Origin of the sequence: Castellaniella denitrificans (assembly GCF_027214045.1) — a bacterium.
Taxonomy (GTDB): domain Bacteria; phylum Pseudomonadota; class Gammaproteobacteria; order Burkholderiales; family Burkholderiaceae_B; genus Castellaniella; species Castellaniella denitrificans_A.
In genome coordinates, this window is record NZ_JAPWHE010000001.1 from 415,902 (window position 1) to 434,247 (window position 18,346).

Here is an 18,346-nt window from a genome sequence, read left to right on the forward strand (position 1 = left end):
GTGCCCGGCTGTCACGAAGACCTGCCATAATCGGGCGCATGGAAAAATTCATCGATACCGCACGCCCGACCCGGTTGCCGCCGCTGATCCCGTTCTCCAGCTACGAGGATGCCGATGCGGCGGTGGACCGGCTGCTGGAAATCTACCGGCGCAACACCGCCTTCATCCGCGATGCCTTCCGCGAATATTGCGCCAACGGCCTGGAAACCGGCCAGCGGGTGCGCGCCTGCTACCCGGCGATCCGTATCCGGGTGAATTCCTACCAGGAAGTCGACAGCCGCCTGTCCTATGGCCACCTGGTCGAGCCGGGCGTCTACATGACCACGGTCACCCAGCCCGCCCTGTTCCACGATTATCTGCGCGAACAGGTGCGCCTGCTGCTGCGCAATCACGGCGTGCCGGTCGAGATCGGCGAGTCCGACCTGCCCATCCCCCTGCATTTCGCCTTCCCGGAGGGCGAGTACGTCGAGGGGGAATATTCCGAAGTGCCCGGCCACGCCCTGCGCGACCATTTCGATGTGCCCGACCTGGCCGTGACCGACGACGCCATCGTCAACGGCACCTGGCGCGGCCGCGACAACCAGGCGCGCCCCCTGGCGCCTTTTACCGCGCCGCGCATCGATTATTCCCTGCACCGGCTGCAGCATTACACGGCCACCGCCCCGGTGCATTTCCAGGACTTCGTGCTGTTCACCAACTATCAGTTCTATGTGGATGGCTTCGTCCAGTGGGCGCGCGAGACCCTGGCCGCCGGCGAAGGCGGCTACACGGAGCTGGTCGAGCCCGGCAACCGCATCGTCACGCGGGACAGCCTGGACGAGGCCCGCACGGGGCCGGCGCCGCTGCCGCAGATGCCGTCCTATCACCTGAAGCGGCCGGGGCACACCGGCATCACGCTGATCAACATCGGCGTGGGTCCGTCCAACGCCAAGACCATCACCGACCACGTCGCCGTGCTGCGGCCGTCGGCCTGGTTGATGCTGGGCCATTGCGCCGGGCTGCGCACCACCCAGCGGCTGGGGGACTACGTGCTGGCGCATGGCTACGTGCGCCAGGATCATGTGCTGGACGACGATCTGCCCCTGTGGGTACCGGTGCCGCCGCTGGCCGAGGTCCAGGTCGCCCTGGAACAGGCCGTGGCCGATGTGTCCGGCCTGTCGGGCTGGGAACTGAAGCGGATCATGCGCACCGGCACCGTGGCCACCATCGACAACCGCAACTGGGAACTGCGCGACCAGCAGGAACCCGTGCAGCACTTGTCGCAGTCGCGCGCCATCGCCCTGGACATGGAGTCGGCCACCATCGCGGCCAACGGTTTCCGTTTCCGCGTGCCCTATGGCACGCTGCTGTGCGTGTCGGACAAGCCGCTGCACGGCGAACTGAAGCTGCCGGGCATGGCCACCGCCTTCTATCGCACCCAGGTCAACCAGCACCTGCACATCGGCATCCGGGCGCTGGAACACCTGCGCGAGATGCCCGGCGAACGCCTGCACTCGCGTAAACTGCGCAGCTTCATCGAAACAGCGTTCAAATAATCAAAAACCATGGCCCTGCGTTCCACCGTCTACAAGGCGGAACTCCACGTCGCGGACAACGACCGCGCCTACTACGGCAGCCATGCCGTCACCGTCGCCCGGCATCCGTCCGAGACCGACGAACGCCTGATGGTGCGGCTGCTGGCCTACGCCCTGTGGGTCGAGGCCGATGAACGGCTGGTCTTCACCCGGGGGCTGAGCGACACGGACGAGCCCGATCTCTGGAACCTCGACCTGACCGGGGCGATCCGGCAGTGGGTCGAAGTCGGCCTGCCCGACGAGCGCCGCCTGCAGAAGGCCTGCGGCCGGTCGGGCCAGGTGATCGTGCTGGCGTACGGCCGGGGCGCGGACGTCTGGTGGAACGGGGTGCGGAACAAACTGGGCCGGGCCGCCAACCTGCAGGTCTGGGTCCTGGATCCCGAGGCCTCGCGCGCCCTGGCGGCGCTGGCCGAGCGCAACATGAGCCTGAGCGTGAACGTCACCGACCGCACGGCCTGGGTGTCGTGCGAACGCGGGGACGTCAGCCTGGACGTGCGCTGCCTGCGCGAAGCCGGCTGATCGGGGTGCGCCGACGGCGTCGGCCGCTTTCGCCGCCGACGCGGTCGGCCATCCGGGATGGGGTTAGCGTTCCAGCAGCATCTTCACCGACACGATCAGCGCCATGGACACCATCAGGACCCGGATCAACTGGTGGCCGCGCGTGACGGCCAGCCGCGCGCCGATGGTTCCGCCGATCCACTGGCCCGCCAGCATGGGCAGGCCGAAGGCCCAGACGATGTGCCCGCTGGCGGCGAAGAACAGGACGGAGGCCAGGTTGCTGCACAGGTTCAGCAGCTTGGCGTGCGCCGTGGCCTTGACCAGGTTGAAGCCCAGCAGCGTGACGCAGGAAATGGCGAAGAAAGTGCCCGTGCCCGGTCCGAAGAATCCGTCGTAGAAGCCGATGAGCGGCGCCAGGGTGGCGGCGTACAGGACGGGCGTGATGCGCTGCGCGCGGTCTTCCGCGCCGACGCGCGGCGACAGCAGGAAATACAGGGCGAAGCCGATCAGCAGGAAAGGGATCACCTGACGCAGCACGCCGCTGTCGATGCGGGTCAGGGCGATCCCGCCCGCCAGCGATCCCAGGAAGGTCGTCAGCATCATCCGGCGGCTGCGCTTCAGGTCGATCTGGCGCATCCGCAGGAAATGCAGCGTGGTGGCCGTCGAACCGGCGATGCCGCCGATCTTGTTGGTGGCGATGGCCGCTCCGGGCGGCAGACCGGCGGCCAGCAGCGCCGGGATGGTGATCAGTCCGCCGCCGCCGGCAATGGCGTCGACGATGCCCGCCAGCAGCGCGACGAAGAACAGCAGGACGGCGACGTCGAAGGTGATTTCCATGGGGGATGCCGCAGCGGGCGCGTTCAGGCGCGGGGGATGTCGATGAAGGCGGTGAGCAGGTCCAGGAACGCCTCGGGCTGTTCGAACGGCGCGAGGTGGCCGCTGTCCAGCTCGGCATGGCGGGCGCCGGGGATGGCGTCCGCCAGGGCGCGGGCGTGCTCCTTGGGCACCATGGCGTCGTGCGCGCAGCCGATGGACAGGGTGGGGGCCGCGATGCGGGGCAGCAGCGGCCGGATGTCGAGGCTCGCGTCGAGCCGGATCTGGCGGGCGATGCCTTCCCAGCGGTTGGATACGAGGACGGCATCGGTCCATTGCGTCAATTGGGCCGCGTCCATGCGTCCCAGGAAGGCGGGGCTGAAGCCGGTCAGCAGGACCAGCCGCGCGAAGTCGTGCGGATCGTGGCGGATGAGGTCGAGCCAGAGATCGGACTGCATCCGCATGCGGGGATCCTGGCCGGAGGCAAACCCGGCGAGCAGGGTCAGGGAGCGGACACGTGCGGGATGCGTGGCGGCGACCTGCGCCGCCACGCAGGCCCCCAGCGAAAAGCCGGCCAGGTCGAACGTTTCGGCGCCCGCCGCCGTGGCCGCCGCGAGCACCTGGGCCGCCAGCAGATCGAGGCTCAGGTCCCCGGGCGGGTCGGTGGTCTCGCCCGACCCGGAGTAGTCGGGCCGGATGACCGTATGGCGGGACGCCAGGGGCTCCACCAGGTGGGCCCAGTTGCTGTCCAGGTTGCCGCCCGTGCCGGCTACCAGCACCAGCGCCGGCCCCTGGCCGTCGACTGCGTAGGTGACGCGGGTTCCGAGAACTTCGACGGCGTGCATGCGGGGCTCCGGCAGGGACGATGGGTGTCGGTGTTCAGCGCTTGGCGATGTCGGCCTGCGCCTGTCTCACCAGATCGGGACCGATCTGCTTGGCCCATTTGTCGAACACCGGCCGGGTGGCCTTGGCGAAGGCGCCGATCTGTTCGGGCGACAGGACCGTGACCTTCACGCCGTGGCCCTCGATTTCCTTGAGCAGGGAATCGTCGGTGCTGGTCACGCCCTTGCGGGCGATGACGATTTCCTGGCGACCGGCCTCGATGGCGGCTTCGCGCACGATCTTCTGGTCGGCGGGCGACCAGGAATTCCAGACGTCCTGGTTGACCACGAAGATCAGGGGATCGGCCACGTAATTCCACAGGCTCAGGAATTTCTGGCCGACGTCGTAGAGCTTGGCCCCGGCATAGATGGACAGAGGGTTTTCCTGGCCGTCGACGGCGCCGCTGGCGAGCGCGGGCTGGGCGTCGGCCCAGCTCATCTGGGTCGGGTTGGCGCCCAGGGCGGTGTAGATGTCGATATACAGCGGCGAGCCGACCACGCGCAGCTTCATGCCCTTGACGTCCTCGGGGGTCTTGACCTCGCGCGCGGAATTGGAGAGCTGGCGGTAGCCGTTCTCGCCCCAGGCGAGCGGCACCACGCCCTTCTTCGACAGGATGCCGAACAGTTGCTCGCCGACCTTGCCCTGCGTCAGCGCGTCGATGGCGGCATAGTCGGGCATCAGGAAGGGCAGGGAGAACAGGTTCAGTTCCTTGACCTGGGGGGACCAGTTGATGGTCGAGCCGATGGCCATGTCGATCACGCCCTGGCGGATGGCGGTGAATTCGCGGGTCTGGTCGCCCTGGACCAGCGAAGTGCCCGGGTAGACCTTGATGTTGATGCGGCCGTTGGTGCGTTCGCGCACCAGGTCGGACCAGATCACCGCCCCCTGGCCCCAGGGGAAGTTGGTGCCCACCACGATGGACAGTTTGTATTCGGACTTGTAGTCGGCCGCCTGGGCCGGCAGCGCGGCCGCCAGGGCCGTGAAGGCCAGGGCGGCGGCGCCGATGAGTCGCTTGAAACGCATGTCGGTCTCCTCTTTGAAAATTGTTGTGCGTCAGTATCCCAGATAATGCGGCAGCCAGAGCGCGATCTGCGGGAAAATCACGACCAGGACCAGGGCGCAGAGCATGCCGCCCACCATCCACAGGACCCAGGGCGTCGTGCTTTCCATCGGGATGCGGGCGATCTTGCTGGAGACCATCAGATTGACGGCCACCGGTGGTGTGAACTGGCCCACCGCGACCATCAGCGTCAGCACCACGCCCAGCCACACCAGATCCCAGCCGAAGGCCTGGGCGACCGGCTGGATCAGCGGCACGAAGATCAGGAAGATCGAAATCCCGTCCAGGAACATGCCCGCCACGACCAGCAGCAGGACCAGCAGCGCCAGGACGCTGTAGGCGCCCAGTCCGGAATGCACGATGGCGTTCGTGATCGGATCGATGATCGACAGGGTGGAAAGCGACCAGGCGAAGATCCCCGCCAGCGTGACGATCAGCAGGATGACGGCGGACAGTTCACCGGCCTCGCGCAGAATGGGGAACAGGTCGCGCGGACGGATGGTGCGATGCACGCACAAGCCGATGAACAGGCCGTAGAACACGGCGACCACGGCGGCCTCGGTGGGCGTGAAGTAGCCCATGCGCATGCCGCCCAGGATGATGACGGGGGCGGCCAGGCCGGGGATGGCCTCGAACAGGCTGCGCCAGAAGGGCGGTCGGGGTTCGGCGCGGGCGGCGGCGCCCATCCGGTGGCGCCGCGCCAGCCAGACGGCCGGGATGATCAGCCCGATGCCGGCCAGGAGGCCCGGGAACATGCCCGCCGCGAACAGCGCGGGCACCGAGGCCTGCGGCACCAGGACCGAATAGACGATCATGGCGATCGAGGGCGGGATCAGGATGTCGGTGGCCGCGCCCGCCGCCACCACGCTGGCCGAGTAGGCGCGGGGATAGCCGGCGCGGTTCATGGCGCCGATCATGATGGCGCCCACGGCGGCGGCGCAGGCGGGGCCGGATCCGGAGATGCCCCCCAGGAACATGGCGACGGTGATGGCGACCACGGCCAGCATGCCCGGGCCGTTGCCGGTGATGGACTGGGCCAGGCGCACCAGCCTGGCGGCGACGCCCGAGCGGTCGAAGATCGAGCCCACCAGCACGAACATGGGGATGGCCAGCAGGGGGTATTTGGCCAGGCCGGCGTAGAAGCTCTGCGAGACCGCCATGAGGCCGAACCAGTGGGTGTCGGGATTGGCCAGGGCGATGGCCAGCGTGCCGGCGGCCCCTAGGGCGATGCCCACGGGCACGCCGATGACCATCAGGACCACGAACAGGCCGAACAGCAGTGTCGGGATCATGTCGGCATCCAGGCGCGCCGCAGGATGCCGGCCAGCCGCAGGGTGATGACCGCCGACAGCACCGGCAACCACATGGAATACCACCAGGTGGGCACGCCGATGGCCGGGGAAGTGTCGCCCCAGTTGTATTCATCCAGGGCCATGCGGCCCAGCAGGACGGTCAGGCCGGCGAAGAACAGCAGCGACACGGCGCCCGCCGCCAGGGCGAAGCGCCGCCGCCGCGCGGGACCGCCGCCGTCGGCCAGCAGCTCGATGCGGATGTGCAGCAGGCGCACAAAGGCCGACGAGCTGGCGCTCAGGGTCAGGACGATCAGCAGGAAAACGGAGATTTCCTCGGTCCAGGCGAAGGATTCGGCTGTCAGGTAGCGGACGATCACGTTGGCCAGGGTGATGCAGGCCAGGGCGCCCAGGGTCAGTACGGTCAGCCAGTCCTCGAATCGCAGCGGGATGCGCAGGGCGGGATCGGGGGGCGGCGCGGAGCCGGGCAGGTCTTTGGAATCGGGGTCGGCGGCGTGGGCGTCGGACATGGATCGTGTGCAGCGGTGGCGGGCCGTAGGGCGACACTGAATCCTACTGCGAAATGACCCGCTTGCCAGTCGGTATGAGTACGGACACCGGCTCAGGATGCGTCCGGCAATGCCAGCATCGTGCCCCGGCATCCTGGCGCCCCGCAGCGGCAGCGGTAATGGCGTTTCAGCGTGCGCGTGAGCGGTTCGTCGATCACCAGGCCGTAGTCGTAGAGCAGTTCCTCGGTCGCCGGAATGTCGCGCAGGGCGTAGATCGCCACGCGGGTGCCGGCGTCGTTTTCGCGCGCCTCGCAGTTGGGTGCGCAGCCGTGGTTGATCCAGCGGGCGTCGTTGCCGCGCTGGCCGCCATCGATCACCTGGCCGCCGCTGAGCGCGAAATAGAAAGTGTGATAGGGGTCGTCCGGGTTGACCGGCCAGCGGGCGTCGGCCTGTGCCGCCGTCAGGCGACGGCCCGCGTAGTCCAGGATCCGGGTGCCGGCGGGGATGTCGCGGGCGGCGAAAACGCCGGTGCCGTGCAGGGTCGAGACGCGCACGACGTGCCAGGGCGAACGGGGAGGGGCCATCGGATGCGATCGGAAAGGGGCGGGATGGAAAAGGGATAAACTGGCCTTCATTATCCTTGGGATGTTCCACGCAAGTCCACTCGCCCCGGCGGTGATCCCGCCGGGGGCCGCCGCGCGCGAGGGGCCGGCGCGGCATCCCCGACCCTTCCGTCCAGGTGAACGTCCGTGAATGCCCCTACCGCCGCCCATGCCGCCGCATCCGCCCCCGTCCTCGATCGCAACGGCGCCGAGGTCCTGCTGGATACCTTGATCGCGCTGGGCGTGGACACGGTGTTCGGCTACCCGGGCGGCGCGGTGCTGCCGCTGTACGACGCGCTGTATGCCGAGCCGCGCATCCGGCACATCCTGGTGCGCCACGAGCAGGCCGCCATGCACGCCGCCGAGGGCTATGCGCGTTCCACAGGCCGCCCCGGCGTGGTCTTCGTGACCTCGGGCCCGGGCATGGCGAACACGACCACCGGCCTGCTGGACGCGCTGTGCGACTCGATCCCCGTGCTGTGCGTCAGCGGCCAGGTGGCGACCGGCGCCATCGGCACCGACGCCTTCCAGGAATGCGACGCGGTCGGCATTTCGCGCCCGGTCACCAAGTGGAACGCCCAGGTGCGCCGTTCCGAGGACATCGCCGACCTGGCGGCCAAGGCCCTGCGCCTGACGCGCGCCGGCCGGCCCGGCCCGGTGCTGCTGGACTTTCCCAAGGATCTGCAGATCGCCCGTGTGCCGCCGGAGCGCGCCGTCGCGGCCCTGGAGCCCGAGGCCGCCGCCGAACCGCTGGCGCCCGTGACGGAGGCCGCGCTCAAGCGCGCCGCCGCGCTGATCGCCCGCGCCCGACGCCCGGTGTTCTATGGCGGGGGCGGCCTGATCAATTCGGGCATCGACGCCTGCCACGCCTTTCGCGGCCTGGTGCAGGCGACCGGCGCGCCCTGCACCCTGACATTGATGGGCCTGGGCGCCTACCCTGCGGGCGATGCGCAGTTCCTGGGCATGCTCGGCATGCACGGCACGCTGCAGGCGAACCTGGCGATGCATCACGCGGACCTGATCGTCTGCGTGGGCGCGCGCTTCGACGACCGCATCACCGGCCGGTTGTCGGATTTCTGTCCGCATGCCGACAAGATCCACCTGGACATCGATCCGGCCTCGATCGACAAGGTCGTGCGCGCCGACGTGGCGCTGGTGGGCGACTGCTATCCGCTGCTGCGCGCCCTGCACAAGGAACTGGGGCAGTACCCGCTGGAATCCGGGCGCCTGGACGAATGGTGGCGGCGTATCGCCGTCTGGCAGGCGCGCGACTGCCTGAAATTCCCGTCTTCGGACGAGGTCATCCTGCCCCAGGACCTGATGCGGCGCATCGACCGGCTGCTGGCCGGGCGCGACGCCGTCGTGTCCACCGACGTGGGCCAGCACCAGATGTGGGCGGCCCAGTACATCGGCATCGACCGGCCCAACCGCTGGCTGACCTCCGGCGGGGCGGGCACCATGGGCTACGGGCTGCCGGCCGCCATCGGCGCGCAGATCGCGCATCCGGACAAGCCGGTGGTCTGCGTCAGCGGCGACGCGTCCGTGCTGATGAACATCCAGGAACTGGCCACGGCCACGCAGCACCGCGCCCCGGTCAAGCTGATCCTGTGCAACAACGGCCACATGGGCATGGTGCGCCAGTGGCAGGAACTGATCCACGAGGGCCGCTACAGCCACAGCTACAACGCCTCGATCCCCGATTTCGTGGCGCTGGCCGGGGCGTTCGGCTGGGGCGCGGCGCGGGTCGAGCACCCGCGCGATCTGGACGCCGCGCTGGATGCCTGCATGGCGCACGAGGGGCCGTATTTCCTGGACGTGGCGGTGGTGCCGCTGCAGAACTGCTTTCCAATGATGCCGGCCGGCTACGGGCACCAGCAGGTGATGCTGTCCGAAGACACCTGGTACGTCGAAGAATGAATCTTTCGGCGCATGGGCTCGCCATACTGCGTTGCAAATCCTCGCGATAGTGCGACTATCGCTGCGGTTTGCGCCTTGTCTGACAAGCCCATGCATCCGAAATTGCGGGGTTCTCAAGAAGCGTCACACACACCGGCCGCCGTCCACCTCCAGACAGGCGCCGGTGATGAAGGACGCCTCGTCCGAGGCCAGATAGAGGCAGGCGTGGGCGACATCGTCCGGGGTGGAGAATCGCCCCAGCGGGATGCCCGCGGTGAATTTGGCGCGATTTTCGGGCGTGTCCGGCATCCCCATGAATTCCGACAGCAGGCCGGTGGCGCCCACCACGGGGTTGACGCAGTTGACGCGGATGCGGTCCGGCCCCAGTTCGGCCGCCATCGAGCGGCTGGTAGTCACCACGGCGCCCTTGGTGCCGTTGTACCAGGTCAGGCCGGGGCGTGGCCGGATGGCGGCCGTGGAGGCGATGTTCACGAACACGCCGCCGCCTTGCTGGCGGAAATGCGGCACGAAGGCCTGGGCGCTGAGGTAGATGCTTTTGACGTTGATGGCGTAGATCCGGTCGAATTCGGCCTCGGTGACTTCGAGCATGGGCCGGTTCCGGTGCGTGGCCCCGGCGTTGTTGACCACGATGTCCAGGCCGCCGAAATGCGCCAGGGCCTGCGTCAGCAGGTCGCGCATGCTGGCCGCGTCGGCGACGTCGACGTGCGCGAATTCGGCCTGGCCGCCGGCCGCGCGGATCTGGTCGACGGTCTCGCGGCCGTGCGCATCGTGGATGTCGGCCACGACCACCCGGGCACCCTCGCGGGCGAATACCGAGGCGATGCCCCGGCCGAACCCGGAACCGGCTCCGGTGACGATGGCGGTCTTGTCGCTCATGCGCATGTGCGTGTCTCCTTCAGGCATTCCGGCCGTAGCGGATCGCCACGGTCTTCAAAGCGGTGAACCCCAGCAGGGCTTCGAAGCCTTTCTCGCGGCCGTGGCCGCTGGACTTGACCCCGCCGAAAGGCAGTTCGACGCCGCCCCCGGCGCCGTAATTGTTGATGAAGACCTGGCCGCAGCGCAGGTGGCGGGCCATGCGCAATTGTCGCGCTCCGTCGCGGGTCCAGACGCCGGCCACCAGGCCGTAGTCGGTCGAGTTGGCCAGTTCCAGGGCATGGGCCTCGTCGCGGAAGGCCTGCGTGATCAGGACCGGACCGAAGATTTCCTCGCGGGCCAGGACGCTGTCCCGCGGCACGGCGCGCAGCAGCACGGCTTCCTGGTAGTAGCCATCCGGCGGCGCGCCGTCCAGGATGCGCCCCCGCGCGGCCTCGGTCAGGCCTTCCCGGCGGGCGGTGTCCAGCATCGCGCGCACGCGCTCGTATTGCGTGCGGTTGACCAGCGGTCCCAGGTCGGCGTCCGACGCGGGCGGTCCCGCGCGCAGGGCGCGGAAACGTTCGGCCACGCGTTCGACGAAGGCGTCGTGGATGCTTTCGTGGACCAGCAGCCGGCTGCCCGCCGAGCAGGTCTGGCCGCTGTTCTGGATGATGGCGTTGACGATCACCGGCAGGGCGGCGTCCAGGTCGGCGTCGTCGAACACGATCTGCGGCGACTTGCCGCCCAGTTCGAGCACCACCGGGCAGTGATGCCGCGCGGCGGCCTCGGCGACCCGCTGGCCGGTGACGGTGGAGCCGGTGAAGGAGATGTGCCGGATGCCGGGGTGGGCGCTCAGGGCCGCGCCGGCTTCGGCGCCGTAGCCGGTGACGACGTTCAGCGCGCCGGGCGGAAAGCCCACCCGGGCGGCCATCTCGGCCAGGTACAGGGTGGACAGACTGGCGTCCTCGGCGGGCTTGACCACGCAGGCGTTGCCCGCCGCCAGGGACGCGCCGACGCTGCGGCCGAAGATCTGGACCGGGTAGTTCCAGGGGATGATGTGGCCGGTGACGCCGTGCGGTTCGCGCACCGTCATCACCAGGGTGCCGACGTCGTAGGGCAGGGTCTCGCCGTGCAGTTTGTCGCAGGCGCCCGCGTAGTATTCGAAATAGCGCGCCAGGGCGAGGACGTCGTTGCGCGCGGTGCGCAGCGTCTTGCCGGTGTCGCGCGCCTCGATGCCGGCCAGTTCGTCGGCGTGTTCCAGCACGGCGCGGCCCCAGGCCGCCAGCAGACGACCCCGGTCGCGGGCGCAGGTCAGCGCCCAGGGGCCGTCGAAGTGTTCGCCCATCGCCGCCTGTGCGGCACGGACCGCCTGATCGATGTCTTGCGCCGAGCCCCGGGCGATGCGGTCGAAGGCCTGGCCGTCCGCGGGGTCGATGACCGGAATCGTGCGGTCGTCCGACGCGGGCCGGCGGGTGTTGGCGATGAAGTGATGGGCTGGCATGAAAGGATTCCCGGCGGATGGTGGTGTCGTGCGGGCCTGATCGGCGGAGGGCGTTCCGCCGGCGCGGGCATCGTGGCCGCCGGACCCGCTTGAAACTCTAGCGGGTTTTGGCGCCGCGCGATAGCGGGGCAATCGAACACGATGCCGGCGTCGCCCCGCCGCGCGCCCCCCCTGTGATAACCCGAATCCAGGCGCGGTTTCCATTGCGACCCCGCCGGACTTCATGTTAGAACACCAGGGCCTTGACGCTTTGCGCGCGGCGCGGTCCAGACGGATCGCGCCCGGGGCGCGGGCCAGACAATACACCTATCGGATTCGGGAGACGACATCATGTTCCAAGGGAAAATGCCCCCCACGCTGCGCCTTCGGCTTGCTGCACCCCTGAAGGGAGCGCTTTTTACCTTGGGGCGGCCCGGCGGTAAAAAATTCGCAGGATGGCTCGCGGCCGCGGCCCTGGTCGGCATGACGGCGTCGGCGCCCGCGTTGGCGCAGACCACGCTGAAAATGGCCTATGCGCTGTCCGAGAACTCGCACTATGGCGCGGGCGCCGCCGCCTTCGTCAAGACCCTGGAGGCGAGCACGCCGGACTTCAAGATCCAGCAGTTCCCGAACAGCGCGCTGGGCGGCGAGCGCGAAGTCATCGAAGGCCTCCAACTGGGCACGATCGACCTGGCCATCGTGTCCACGGGCGCCACGCTGAATTTCGTGCCGCAGACCGGGGTGTTCGACATCCCCTTCCTGTTTCGCGACCTGGCCCACGCGCGCAAGGTCCTGGACGGCAAGATCGGCCAGGACATGCTGGCCGAATTTCCCAAGCGCGGCCTGGTGGCCCTGGCCTGGGGCGAGCAGGGCTTCCGTCATCTGACCAACAACGTCCGGCCAGTGAAGGAACCCGCCGACATCAAGGGCCTGAAGATCCGCACGACGGAAAATCCGATCCACATCGCCGCCTTCAAGGAACTGGGCGTGCTGGCCACCCCCATGGCCTGGCCCGAAGTCGCCACGGCCCTGCAGCAGGGCACCATCGACGGCCAGGAAAACCCGCTGTCGGTGATCGTGTCCGTGAAGATGTGGCAGTTGCAGAAATACCTGTCGCTGACGGCGCACGTCTACGGCCCGGCGCTGATCCTGATGGCGCCTTCCGTGTATGACGGCCTGGACGATGCCGGCAAGGCGAAATTCAAGGAAGCCGCCGTGGCCGGCGCCAAGGCCATGCGCGCTTATGTCGATCAGGTCGAAAAGGACGGCATCGAAACCCTGAAGGCCAACGGCATGCAGGTCAACACGGTGGACCATGCCGCCTTCGTCAAGGCGGTCCAGCCGATCTACCCGCAGTATTACAAGCAGTTCGGCCAGGCGCTGGTCGAGTCCATTCGTGATACGCAATAAGTCGGTGAGCGCGCCGGGCCGCCCCAAGCGCGAATTCCCCCTCGGGGGACCGGCGCGCCGCGCCAAGGGGGCGTCATGAGCGCGCTCGGCCTGATCGACCGGGGCCTGTTCCGGCTGGTGTCCTGGGTCGCCCAGGGCCTGCTGTGGTCCGCCGTGGCGGCGGGCTTCTACCAAGTCCTGGCGCGCTTCGTCCTGGAATCGCCCTCGGCCTGGTCCGAGGCCTGGACGCGGGCCGCGATCATCTGGGCGGTGATGCTGGGGGTGGCCCTGGCCTTCCGCCAGGGCGCCATGCTGGGCGTGGACCTGCTGCACAATCTGCTCGCCCCCCATCGGGCGCGCGTGCTCGAGCATCTCGTCTTGCTGATCGTCGTGGGCTTCCTGGGGTTCCTGGTCTGGATCGGGGCCGACATGACCTGGCGCGTGCGGTTCCAGACCACGCCCAGCCTGGGTGTCTCCATTTCGTGGATCTACCTGTCCATCCCCGTGGGGGCCACGCTGGCCTTGTTCGCCGCGCTGGCCTATTGGGCCGAAGGCCCGCGGCGCGTCCACGTCGAAACCATCTAGGGTCCGCATCATGTCGCAGTTGATGGTTGTTTCCATGCTGCTGTTCTTCGGCCTGACCGTGCCGGTGGCCGTGTCGATCGGCCTGGCCACCATGGCCGGGGTCGGCTTCGATGGCCACATGACCTGGCTGGTGATCGCGCAGCAGCTCTACGCGGCCCTGGACAAATACCCGCTGGTCGCCGTGCCTTTCTTCATCCTGGCCGGCAACCTGATGGAGGAAGGCGGCATTTCCGAGCGCATGGTCGAGTTCGCCAAGAGCGTGGTGGGCGGCGTGCAGGGGGGGCTCGCCTGCAGTTGCGTGCTGACCTGCATGATCTTCGCGGCGGTGGCCGGCTCCAGCGTCGCCACGACCTTCGCGGTGGGGGCCATCCTGATCCCCGCCATGGTCAAGCACGGCTATCCGGCGCCCTTCGCGGCTTCCTTGCAGGCTTCGGCGGCCGAACTGGGCGTCATCATTCCGCCTTCCATCCCGATGATCCTGTACGCCGTGTCCACCGACACCTCGGTGGGCGAGGTCTTCATCGCCGGCATCGGGCCGGGCCTGCTGATCGTCATCGCGCTGATGGCCTACGTGTGGCTGTACGCGCGCCGCAACGGCCTGGGCAAGCACGACGGCGACGGCCGCCTGCCGGTCTGGACCGCCTTCAGGAAAGCCTGGTGGGCGCTGCTGATGCCGGTCATCATCCTGGGCGGCATCTACGGCGGCATCTTCACGCCGACCGAGGCCTCGGCCGTGGCGGTGGTATACGCCCTGTTCGTGGGCATCTTCATCTATCGCCGGCTGACGGTCGCCACGCTGGGCCGGACGTTCCACCGTTCGGTGGTGTCCACGGCGATCATCATGTTCATCATCGCCAACGCGGGCGTGTTCGGCTTCCTGCTGAACCGCGCCGGCGTGCCGATGATGCTGGGCGAATGGCTCAGCCACCTGTTCGGCAGCGAGATCACGTTCCTGATGGGGGTGAACGTCGCCCTGTTCTTCATCGGCATGTTCATCGAGACGTCCGCGTCCATCGTGGTCCTGGCGCCCCTGCTGCTGCCCGTGGCGACGCAGTTCGGCGTCGATCCGGCGCACTTCGGGGTGATCATGGTGGTGAACCTGGCCCTGGGCATGGTGACGCCGCCCTTCGGCGTGAACCTGTTCGCCGCCTGCACGGTCGCCAAGGTGCCCATCGAGCGCCTGATCCGGCCGCTGCTGCCCTTCGTCGGCGTGGTGGTGGTCTGCCTGCTGGTGATCACCTACTGGCCGGATCTGTCGCTGTATTTCCGCGATCTGGTGTACCGCTGAGGCGCCGATAGCCTGCGTCCGGGCGGAAAAATCCCCGGCCAAGGCCGGGGATTCCGCTGTGTGCCAGAGGCTGCGCGGCGTGAGGGCCGATCAGCTTTTCTTGCGGATGTCCTTCAGTTGGGTCTGGACCGCGTTCCACAGGTCCGGGCCCACCGACTTCTCGATCTGCGCGTTGACCGGCGCGATGGTCTCGCGCATCTTCTGCACGGCCTCGGGGCTGACGGTGTTGACCTGCATGCCGTCGGCTTTCAACTGCGCCAGGGCCTTGTCGGCTTCCGCGCGAGTGTCCTTGCGCTCGAAGTCGCGGCTGACGGCCGCGGCCTTGAGCAGCACGTCGCGCTCGTCGGCGCTCAGGCCATCCCACCACTTCTTGCTGGCGGTGACGATCCAGGGGCTGTAGACGTGGTTGGTGATGCTCAGGTATTTCTGGACTTCGTAGAACTTGCTCGACAGGATGGTGTTATAGGGATTCTCCTGGCCGTCCACCGTTTTCGTTTCCAGCGCGGTGAACAGTTCCGAAAACGGCAGCGGCACGGCGTTGGCGCCCAGACGCTGGAAGGTTTCCAGGAACACGTTGTTCTGCATGACCCGCAGTTTCAGGCCGCTGAGGTCTTCGGGGCCCTTGACCGGTTTCTGGCTGTTGGTCAGATTGCGGAAGCCGTTCTCCCAGTAGACCAGGCCCACCAGGCCCTTGTCCTCCAGCTTGTGCATGATGGCCTGGCCGGTCTTGCCGTCCAGCACCTGGTCGGCCTCTTCGCCGGAATTGAACAGGAAGGGCGTGTCCCACAGCGCCATTTCGGGCGTAATGCCGACCAGCGTGGCGGTGGAACCGACCATCATTTCCTGGGCGCCGCCGATCAGCGCCTGCTGCATCTGGACGTCGGACCCCAGGGCGGCGGCGCCGACGGCGCGGATCTTCATCTTGCCACCCGAAAGTTTCGCGACTTCGTCGGCGAAGACCTGGACGGCCCGGCCCTGGTTGGAGTCCTGGTTCAGGCCGTAGCCGAACCGGATCAGGCGGGTCTGGATGTCGGCGGCCTGGGCCGGGAGGGCCATCGCGCCTGCCGCCAGGGTGGCGGCCAGGAATAGGGCTTTCAGTTTCATGGGGATTCTCCTTGGTGGAAGTGTCCGCCGGGTGGGGCGGCGTTATGTTGCCTCAGCCCAGCCAGTGGACCGGGGCGATGACGATTTGGGGAAAAGCCACCAGCAGGACCAGCAGCAGCGCGTAGACCAGCAGGAAGGGCGCGACGCCCTTGACGACGGATTCCATTTTCACGCCGCCCACGCCGGCGGCGACGTTGAGCACCGTGCCCACGGGCGGTGTGATCAGGCCCAGGCAGCCGGTGAACACGAACATGAAGCCAAAGTAGATCGGATCGATGTGCGCCTTCAGCGCCAGGGGCAGGCAGACGGGGGCGAAGATCAGGATGATGGGTGTCAGGTCCATGGACGTGCCCACCAGCAGCAGGAAGACCACCATGCAGGCCATGAACAGCTTGGGGTGCGCCAGGATGGGCTGGAACAGTTCGGCCAGCTGGTTGGGCAGATCGGCCAGGGTGATCATGTAGGCGGCCACAGTCGCGGCGCCGCACAGGAACATCACCACCGCCGTGGTGATGCTGGAGGCCACCAGCACGTCGTAGGCGGCTTTCCAGGAAAGCGCCCGATAGATGAAGCGCGACACCACGAAGGCGTACACGGCGGCGACAACGGCGGCCTCGGTGGGGGTGAAGACGCCGAAGCGGATGCCGCCCAGAATGATGACCGGCATGAAGATGGCCCAGACGCTGTCGGTCACGGCGCGGCGGCGTTCGGCCGATGTGGCGCGCGGGGCCGTAGGCAACTGGCGGCGGCGCGCGACCGCGCGCCAGGCGATCAGCAGCGCGCCGCCCATCAGGACGCCGGGAGCCACGCCGCTGATGAACAGCTTGCTGATCGAGGTGTTGGTGGTCACGCCGTAGATGATGAAGGGCAGCGACGGCGGGATGATGGGGCCGATGATGCCGCCCGAGGCCAGCAGGCCCGTGCTGTAGTTCATGGGATAGCCCTGCTGGCGCATCATGGGCAGCAGGATGGTGGCCAGCGCGGCGGTGTCGGCGATGGCCGAACCGCTCATCGAGGCGAGCAGCACCGAGGCGAACACGGCGACGTAGCCCAGGCCGCCCGGAATGTGGCCGACGAAAGCACGCGCCATGTCGATGATCCGCTGGCTCAGGCCGCCCACGTTCATCAGTTCGCCCGCCAGGATGAAGAAGGGCACGGCCAGCAGGGGGAAGCTGTCGAAGCCGGCCTGCAGGTTCTGCGCCAGCAACTGGGTGTTGAAGAAATCCAGGTGCCACATCAGGGCCACGCCCGAGACCAGCAGGGAGATGGCGATGGGGATGCCGATCGCCATGGAGGCGAACAGGACGGCGAGGAAGATCAGGGTGGTGTCCATGGGCGGTCCTAGGTTCGATCGCGGCGGCGGTCCAGGATGGCCTGCTTGAACAGCAGGATTTCCATGGAGGCGGCCATGAACAGGGTGGCGGCCGCGGCGATCGCCAGGGGATAGCCGATGACGGGGCTGTAGCTGTGCAGGCCGGCGATCACCTGGTCCCAGGCGCCTTTGACGACCATGCCCAGGACGATCGCGCTGATCAGGGCGGCCAGCGCGCCCATCGCGGTGCGCGTGCGCGGCCCGACACGGTCCACCAGCAGGTCGAAGCTCAGGTGCCGCTTTTCATGGGCGGTGACGACCGTGCCCATGCAGACCAGCCAGATGAACAGCAGGCGGGACAGTTCCTCGTAGATCACCAGGCCCGTGCCGAAGGCGTAGCGCAGCACGACGTTGCTGAATACGGCGATCACCATGAGGGCGAGGGTGGTCGCCATGAAGGCCTCGGCGGCCTTGCGGATCAGTGGCTTGCGTGGCGCGTCGGCGGGGGTTTCAGGGATGTGCATGTGGCGTCCTTTGCAGCCATTCGGTGGCGTGTGCGAGGAGTTCTTCCAGTGAGCGCTCGCTGTCCAGGTGCAGCAGGCCGGCCTCGTCGTGGGGCGGTTCCAGTGTGGCGAACTGGCTGTCGATCAGGGTGGCGGGGAAAAAATGGCGGTCGCCCCGGCCGGCGACGCGCCGGTGGGCCGCGTCGCGGCCGACCTCCAGCCAGATGAAGACCAGGCCGGGCACGTGCGCGCGCAGCTGCTGGCGATAGGCCCGCTTCAGGGCCGAGCAACTGAGGACGACGCCGCCGGCGGCGAGGCGGGCCAGCTCCAGGCCCAGCGCTTCCAGCCAGGACGCCCGGTCCTCATCCGTCAGCGGGACGCCGGCCCGCATCTTCGCGTGGTTTTCATCACTATGGAAGGCGTCGCCTTCGACAAAGGCCCAATCCTGGCGTTGCGCCAGCAGTTCGCCGACCGTGGATTTGCCGCTGCCGGACACGCCCATCACGACCACCGCGCGGGGCGGACAGGCCGGCGCGGGGGCCTGCGGCAAGGAAGAAGATAGCGCTATCTTTTGCATTGAAAAAAAACGGTCCTTACGTACAATGGTGCCCGAAGCATCGGGCCGGACCTGTGCCGGCTGATCTTTCCGAGAGCGGATGAGACGCAAAGATAGCGCTATCTCATTCGGG

18 protein-coding genes are annotated in these 18,346 nt (G+C 68.0%); 6 read left to right on the plus strand and 12 right to left on the minus strand.

Annotated features, from left to right (window positions below):
* The first annotated feature begins 38 nt into the window (after nucleotides 1–38).
* Both O4H32_RS02105 and O4H32_RS02110 read left to right on the plus strand, forming a co-directional pair.
* Nucleotides 39–1,535: an AMP nucleosidase gene (locus O4H32_RS02105; protein ID WP_269356231.1), complete on the plus strand. Its 1,497-nt coding sequence runs from the start codon at nucleotides 39–41 to the stop codon at nucleotides 1,533–1,535.
* A 9-nt stretch (nucleotides 1,536–1,544) separates the two neighbouring features.
* Nucleotides 1,545–2,093 carry a YaeQ family protein gene (locus O4H32_RS02110; RefSeq protein ID WP_269356232.1) on the plus strand — a complete coding sequence of 183 codons (549 nt, stop codon included), beginning with the start codon at nucleotides 1,545–1,547 and terminating at the stop codon, nucleotides 2,091–2,093.
* 63 nt (nucleotides 2,094–2,156) lie between these two features.
* Here the strand turns inward: O4H32_RS02110 and O4H32_RS02115 are convergent, their stop codons facing one another.
* From O4H32_RS02115 to O4H32_RS02140, 6 genes are all read right to left on the minus strand, one after another.
* Complete coding sequence (locus O4H32_RS02115; RefSeq protein ID WP_269356234.1) at nucleotides 2,157–2,909, minus strand: TSUP family transporter; 753 nt, start codon at nucleotides 2,907–2,909, stop codon at nucleotides 2,157–2,159.
* Nucleotides 2,910–2,932: 23 nt separating this feature from the next.
* Nucleotides 2,933–3,730: an alpha/beta fold hydrolase gene (locus tag O4H32_RS02120; RefSeq protein WP_269356236.1), complete on the minus strand. Its 798-nt coding sequence runs from the start codon at nucleotides 3,728–3,730 to the stop codon at nucleotides 2,933–2,935.
* A gap of 34 nt (nucleotides 3,731–3,764) precedes the next feature.
* A complete protein-coding gene (locus O4H32_RS02125; RefSeq protein WP_269356238.1) occupies nucleotides 3,765–4,790 on the minus strand; it encodes a DctP family TRAP transporter solute-binding subunit in 1,026 nt (341 codons plus the stop codon).
* A 30-nt stretch (nucleotides 4,791–4,820) separates the two neighbouring features.
* Nucleotides 4,821–6,119: a TRAP transporter large permease gene (locus tag O4H32_RS02130; protein ID WP_269356240.1), complete on the minus strand. Its 1,299-nt coding sequence runs from the start codon at nucleotides 6,117–6,119 to the stop codon at nucleotides 4,821–4,823.
* Nucleotides 6,116–6,646 (minus strand): TRAP transporter small permease, encoded by a 531-nt coding sequence (locus tag O4H32_RS02135; protein WP_269356241.1) that lies wholly within the window; start codon nucleotides 6,644–6,646, stop codon nucleotides 6,116–6,118. Before O4H32_RS02135 ends, O4H32_RS02130 begins: the two co-directional genes overlap by 4 nt.
* 92 nt (nucleotides 6,647–6,738) lie before the next feature.
* On the minus strand, nucleotides 6,739–7,209 hold the full coding sequence (locus O4H32_RS02140) for an SET domain-containing protein (RefSeq protein WP_269356243.1): 471 nt from the start codon (nucleotides 7,207–7,209) through the stop codon (nucleotides 6,739–6,741).
* A 165-nt stretch (nucleotides 7,210–7,374) separates the two neighbouring features.
* Here O4H32_RS02140 and ilvB point away from each other — a divergent pair, with 165 nt between their 5' ends.
* On the plus strand, nucleotides 7,375–9,144 hold the full coding sequence (gene ilvB / locus O4H32_RS02145) for a biosynthetic-type acetolactate synthase large subunit (protein ID WP_269356245.1): 1,770 nt from the start codon (nucleotides 7,375–7,377) through the stop codon (nucleotides 9,142–9,144).
* Between the two features lie 123 nt (nucleotides 9,145–9,267).
* Here the strand turns inward: ilvB and O4H32_RS02150 are convergent, their stop codons facing one another.
* Nucleotides 9,268–10,026 (minus strand): SDR family oxidoreductase, encoded by a 759-nt coding sequence (locus tag O4H32_RS02150; protein ID WP_269356247.1) that lies wholly within the window; start codon nucleotides 10,024–10,026, stop codon nucleotides 9,268–9,270.
* Nucleotides 10,027–10,039: 13 nt separating this feature from the next.
* Nucleotides 10,040–11,497, minus strand: a complete 1,458-nt coding sequence (locus O4H32_RS02155) for an aldehyde dehydrogenase family protein (protein WP_269356249.1) — start codon at nucleotides 11,495–11,497, stop codon at nucleotides 10,040–10,042.
* Nucleotides 11,498–11,959: 462 nt separating this feature from the next.
* Here O4H32_RS02155 and O4H32_RS02160 point away from each other — a divergent pair, with 462 nt between their 5' ends.
* The 3 genes from O4H32_RS02160 to O4H32_RS02170 all read left to right on the plus strand — a co-directional run bounded on the left by O4H32_RS02160 (nucleotide 11,960) and on the right by O4H32_RS02170 (nucleotide 14,738).
* Nucleotides 11,960–12,886 (plus strand): TRAP transporter substrate-binding protein, encoded by a 927-nt coding sequence (locus O4H32_RS02160; protein ID WP_269356942.1) that lies wholly within the window; start codon nucleotides 11,960–11,962, stop codon nucleotides 12,884–12,886.
* Nucleotides 12,887–12,961: 75 nt separating this feature from the next.
* On the plus strand, nucleotides 12,962–13,450 hold the full coding sequence (locus O4H32_RS02165) for a TRAP transporter small permease (protein WP_269356251.1): 489 nt from the start codon (nucleotides 12,962–12,964) through the stop codon (nucleotides 13,448–13,450).
* A gap of 10 nt (nucleotides 13,451–13,460) precedes the next feature.
* Nucleotides 13,461–14,738 (plus strand): TRAP transporter large permease, encoded by a 1,278-nt coding sequence (locus O4H32_RS02170; protein WP_269356253.1) that lies wholly within the window; start codon nucleotides 13,461–13,463, stop codon nucleotides 14,736–14,738.
* A 90-nt stretch (nucleotides 14,739–14,828) separates the two neighbouring features.
* On the opposite strand, the gene O4H32_RS02175 is transcribed toward O4H32_RS02170, so the two are convergent.
* From O4H32_RS02175 to O4H32_RS02190, 4 genes are read right to left on the minus strand one after another with little or no spacing between them, the layout of a single operon-like run.
* Nucleotides 14,829–15,842, minus strand: coding sequence for a TRAP transporter substrate-binding protein (locus O4H32_RS02175; protein ID WP_269356255.1), 1,014 nt, complete (start codon nucleotides 15,840–15,842; stop codon nucleotides 14,829–14,831).
* Nucleotides 15,843–15,894: 52 nt separating this feature from the next.
* Complete coding sequence (locus tag O4H32_RS02180) at nucleotides 15,895–17,175, minus strand: TRAP transporter large permease (RefSeq protein ID WP_269356257.1); 1,281 nt, start codon at nucleotides 17,173–17,175, stop codon at nucleotides 15,895–15,897.
* 8 nt (nucleotides 17,176–17,183) lie between these two features.
* Nucleotides 17,184–17,678 (minus strand): TRAP transporter small permease, encoded by a 495-nt coding sequence (locus O4H32_RS02185; protein WP_269356259.1) that lies wholly within the window; start codon nucleotides 17,676–17,678, stop codon nucleotides 17,184–17,186.
* On the minus strand, nucleotides 17,665–18,234 hold the full coding sequence (locus tag O4H32_RS02190) for a gluconokinase (RefSeq protein WP_269356261.1): 570 nt from the start codon (nucleotides 18,232–18,234) through the stop codon (nucleotides 17,665–17,667). Before O4H32_RS02190 ends, O4H32_RS02185 begins: the two co-directional genes overlap by 14 nt.
* Nucleotides 18,235–18,346: the final 112 nt, after the last annotated feature.

Bases quoted from the DNA above. Each gene is read 5' to 3' on its own strand.
- O4H32_RS02105 (WP_269356231.1), top strand. From the start codon at position 39: ATGGAAAAATTCATCGATACCGCACGCCCGACCCGGTTGCCGCCGCTG.
- O4H32_RS02110 (WP_269356232.1), top strand. From the start codon at position 1,545: ATGGCCCTGCGTTCCACCGTCTACAAGGCGGAACTCCACGTCGCGGAC.
- O4H32_RS02115 (WP_269356234.1), bottom strand. From the start codon at position 2,909: ATGGAAATCACCTTCGACGTCGCCGTCCTGCTGTTCTTCGTCGCGCTG.
- O4H32_RS02120 (WP_269356236.1), bottom strand. From the start codon at position 3,730: ATGCACGCCGTCGAAGTTCTCGGAACCCGCGTCACCTACGCAGTCGAC.
- O4H32_RS02125 (WP_269356238.1), bottom strand. From the start codon at position 4,790: ATGCGTTTCAAGCGACTCATCGGCGCCGCCGCCCTGGCCTTCACGGCC.
- O4H32_RS02130 (WP_269356240.1), bottom strand. From the start codon at position 6,119: ATGATCCCGACACTGCTGTTCGGCCTGTTCGTGGTCCTGATGGTCATC.
- O4H32_RS02135 (WP_269356241.1), bottom strand. From the start codon at position 6,646: ATGTCCGACGCCCACGCCGCCGACCCCGATTCCAAAGACCTGCCCGGC.
- O4H32_RS02140 (WP_269356243.1), bottom strand. From the start codon at position 7,209: ATGGCCCCTCCCCGTTCGCCCTGGCACGTCGTGCGCGTCTCGACCCTG.
- O4H32_RS02150 (WP_269356247.1), bottom strand. From the start codon at position 10,026: ATGCGCATGAGCGACAAGACCGCCATCGTCACCGGAGCCGGTTCCGGG.
- O4H32_RS02155 (WP_269356249.1), bottom strand. From the start codon at position 11,497: ATGCCAGCCCATCACTTCATCGCCAACACCCGCCGGCCCGCGTCGGAC.
- O4H32_RS02160 (WP_269356942.1), top strand. From the start codon at position 11,960: ATGACGGCGTCGGCGCCCGCGTTGGCGCAGACCACGCTGAAAATGGCC.
- O4H32_RS02165 (WP_269356251.1), top strand. From the start codon at position 12,962: ATGAGCGCGCTCGGCCTGATCGACCGGGGCCTGTTCCGGCTGGTGTCC.
- O4H32_RS02170 (WP_269356253.1), top strand. From the start codon at position 13,461: ATGTCGCAGTTGATGGTTGTTTCCATGCTGCTGTTCTTCGGCCTGACC.
- O4H32_RS02175 (WP_269356255.1), bottom strand. From the start codon at position 15,842: ATGAAACTGAAAGCCCTATTCCTGGCCGCCACCCTGGCGGCAGGCGCG.
- O4H32_RS02180 (WP_269356257.1), bottom strand. From the start codon at position 17,175: ATGGACACCACCCTGATCTTCCTCGCCGTCCTGTTCGCCTCCATGGCG.
- O4H32_RS02185 (WP_269356259.1), bottom strand. From the start codon at position 17,678: ATGCACATCCCTGAAACCCCCGCCGACGCGCCACGCAAGCCACTGATC.
- O4H32_RS02190 (WP_269356261.1), bottom strand. From the start codon at position 18,234: ATGCAAAAGATAGCGCTATCTTCTTCCTTGCCGCAGGCCCCCGCGCCG.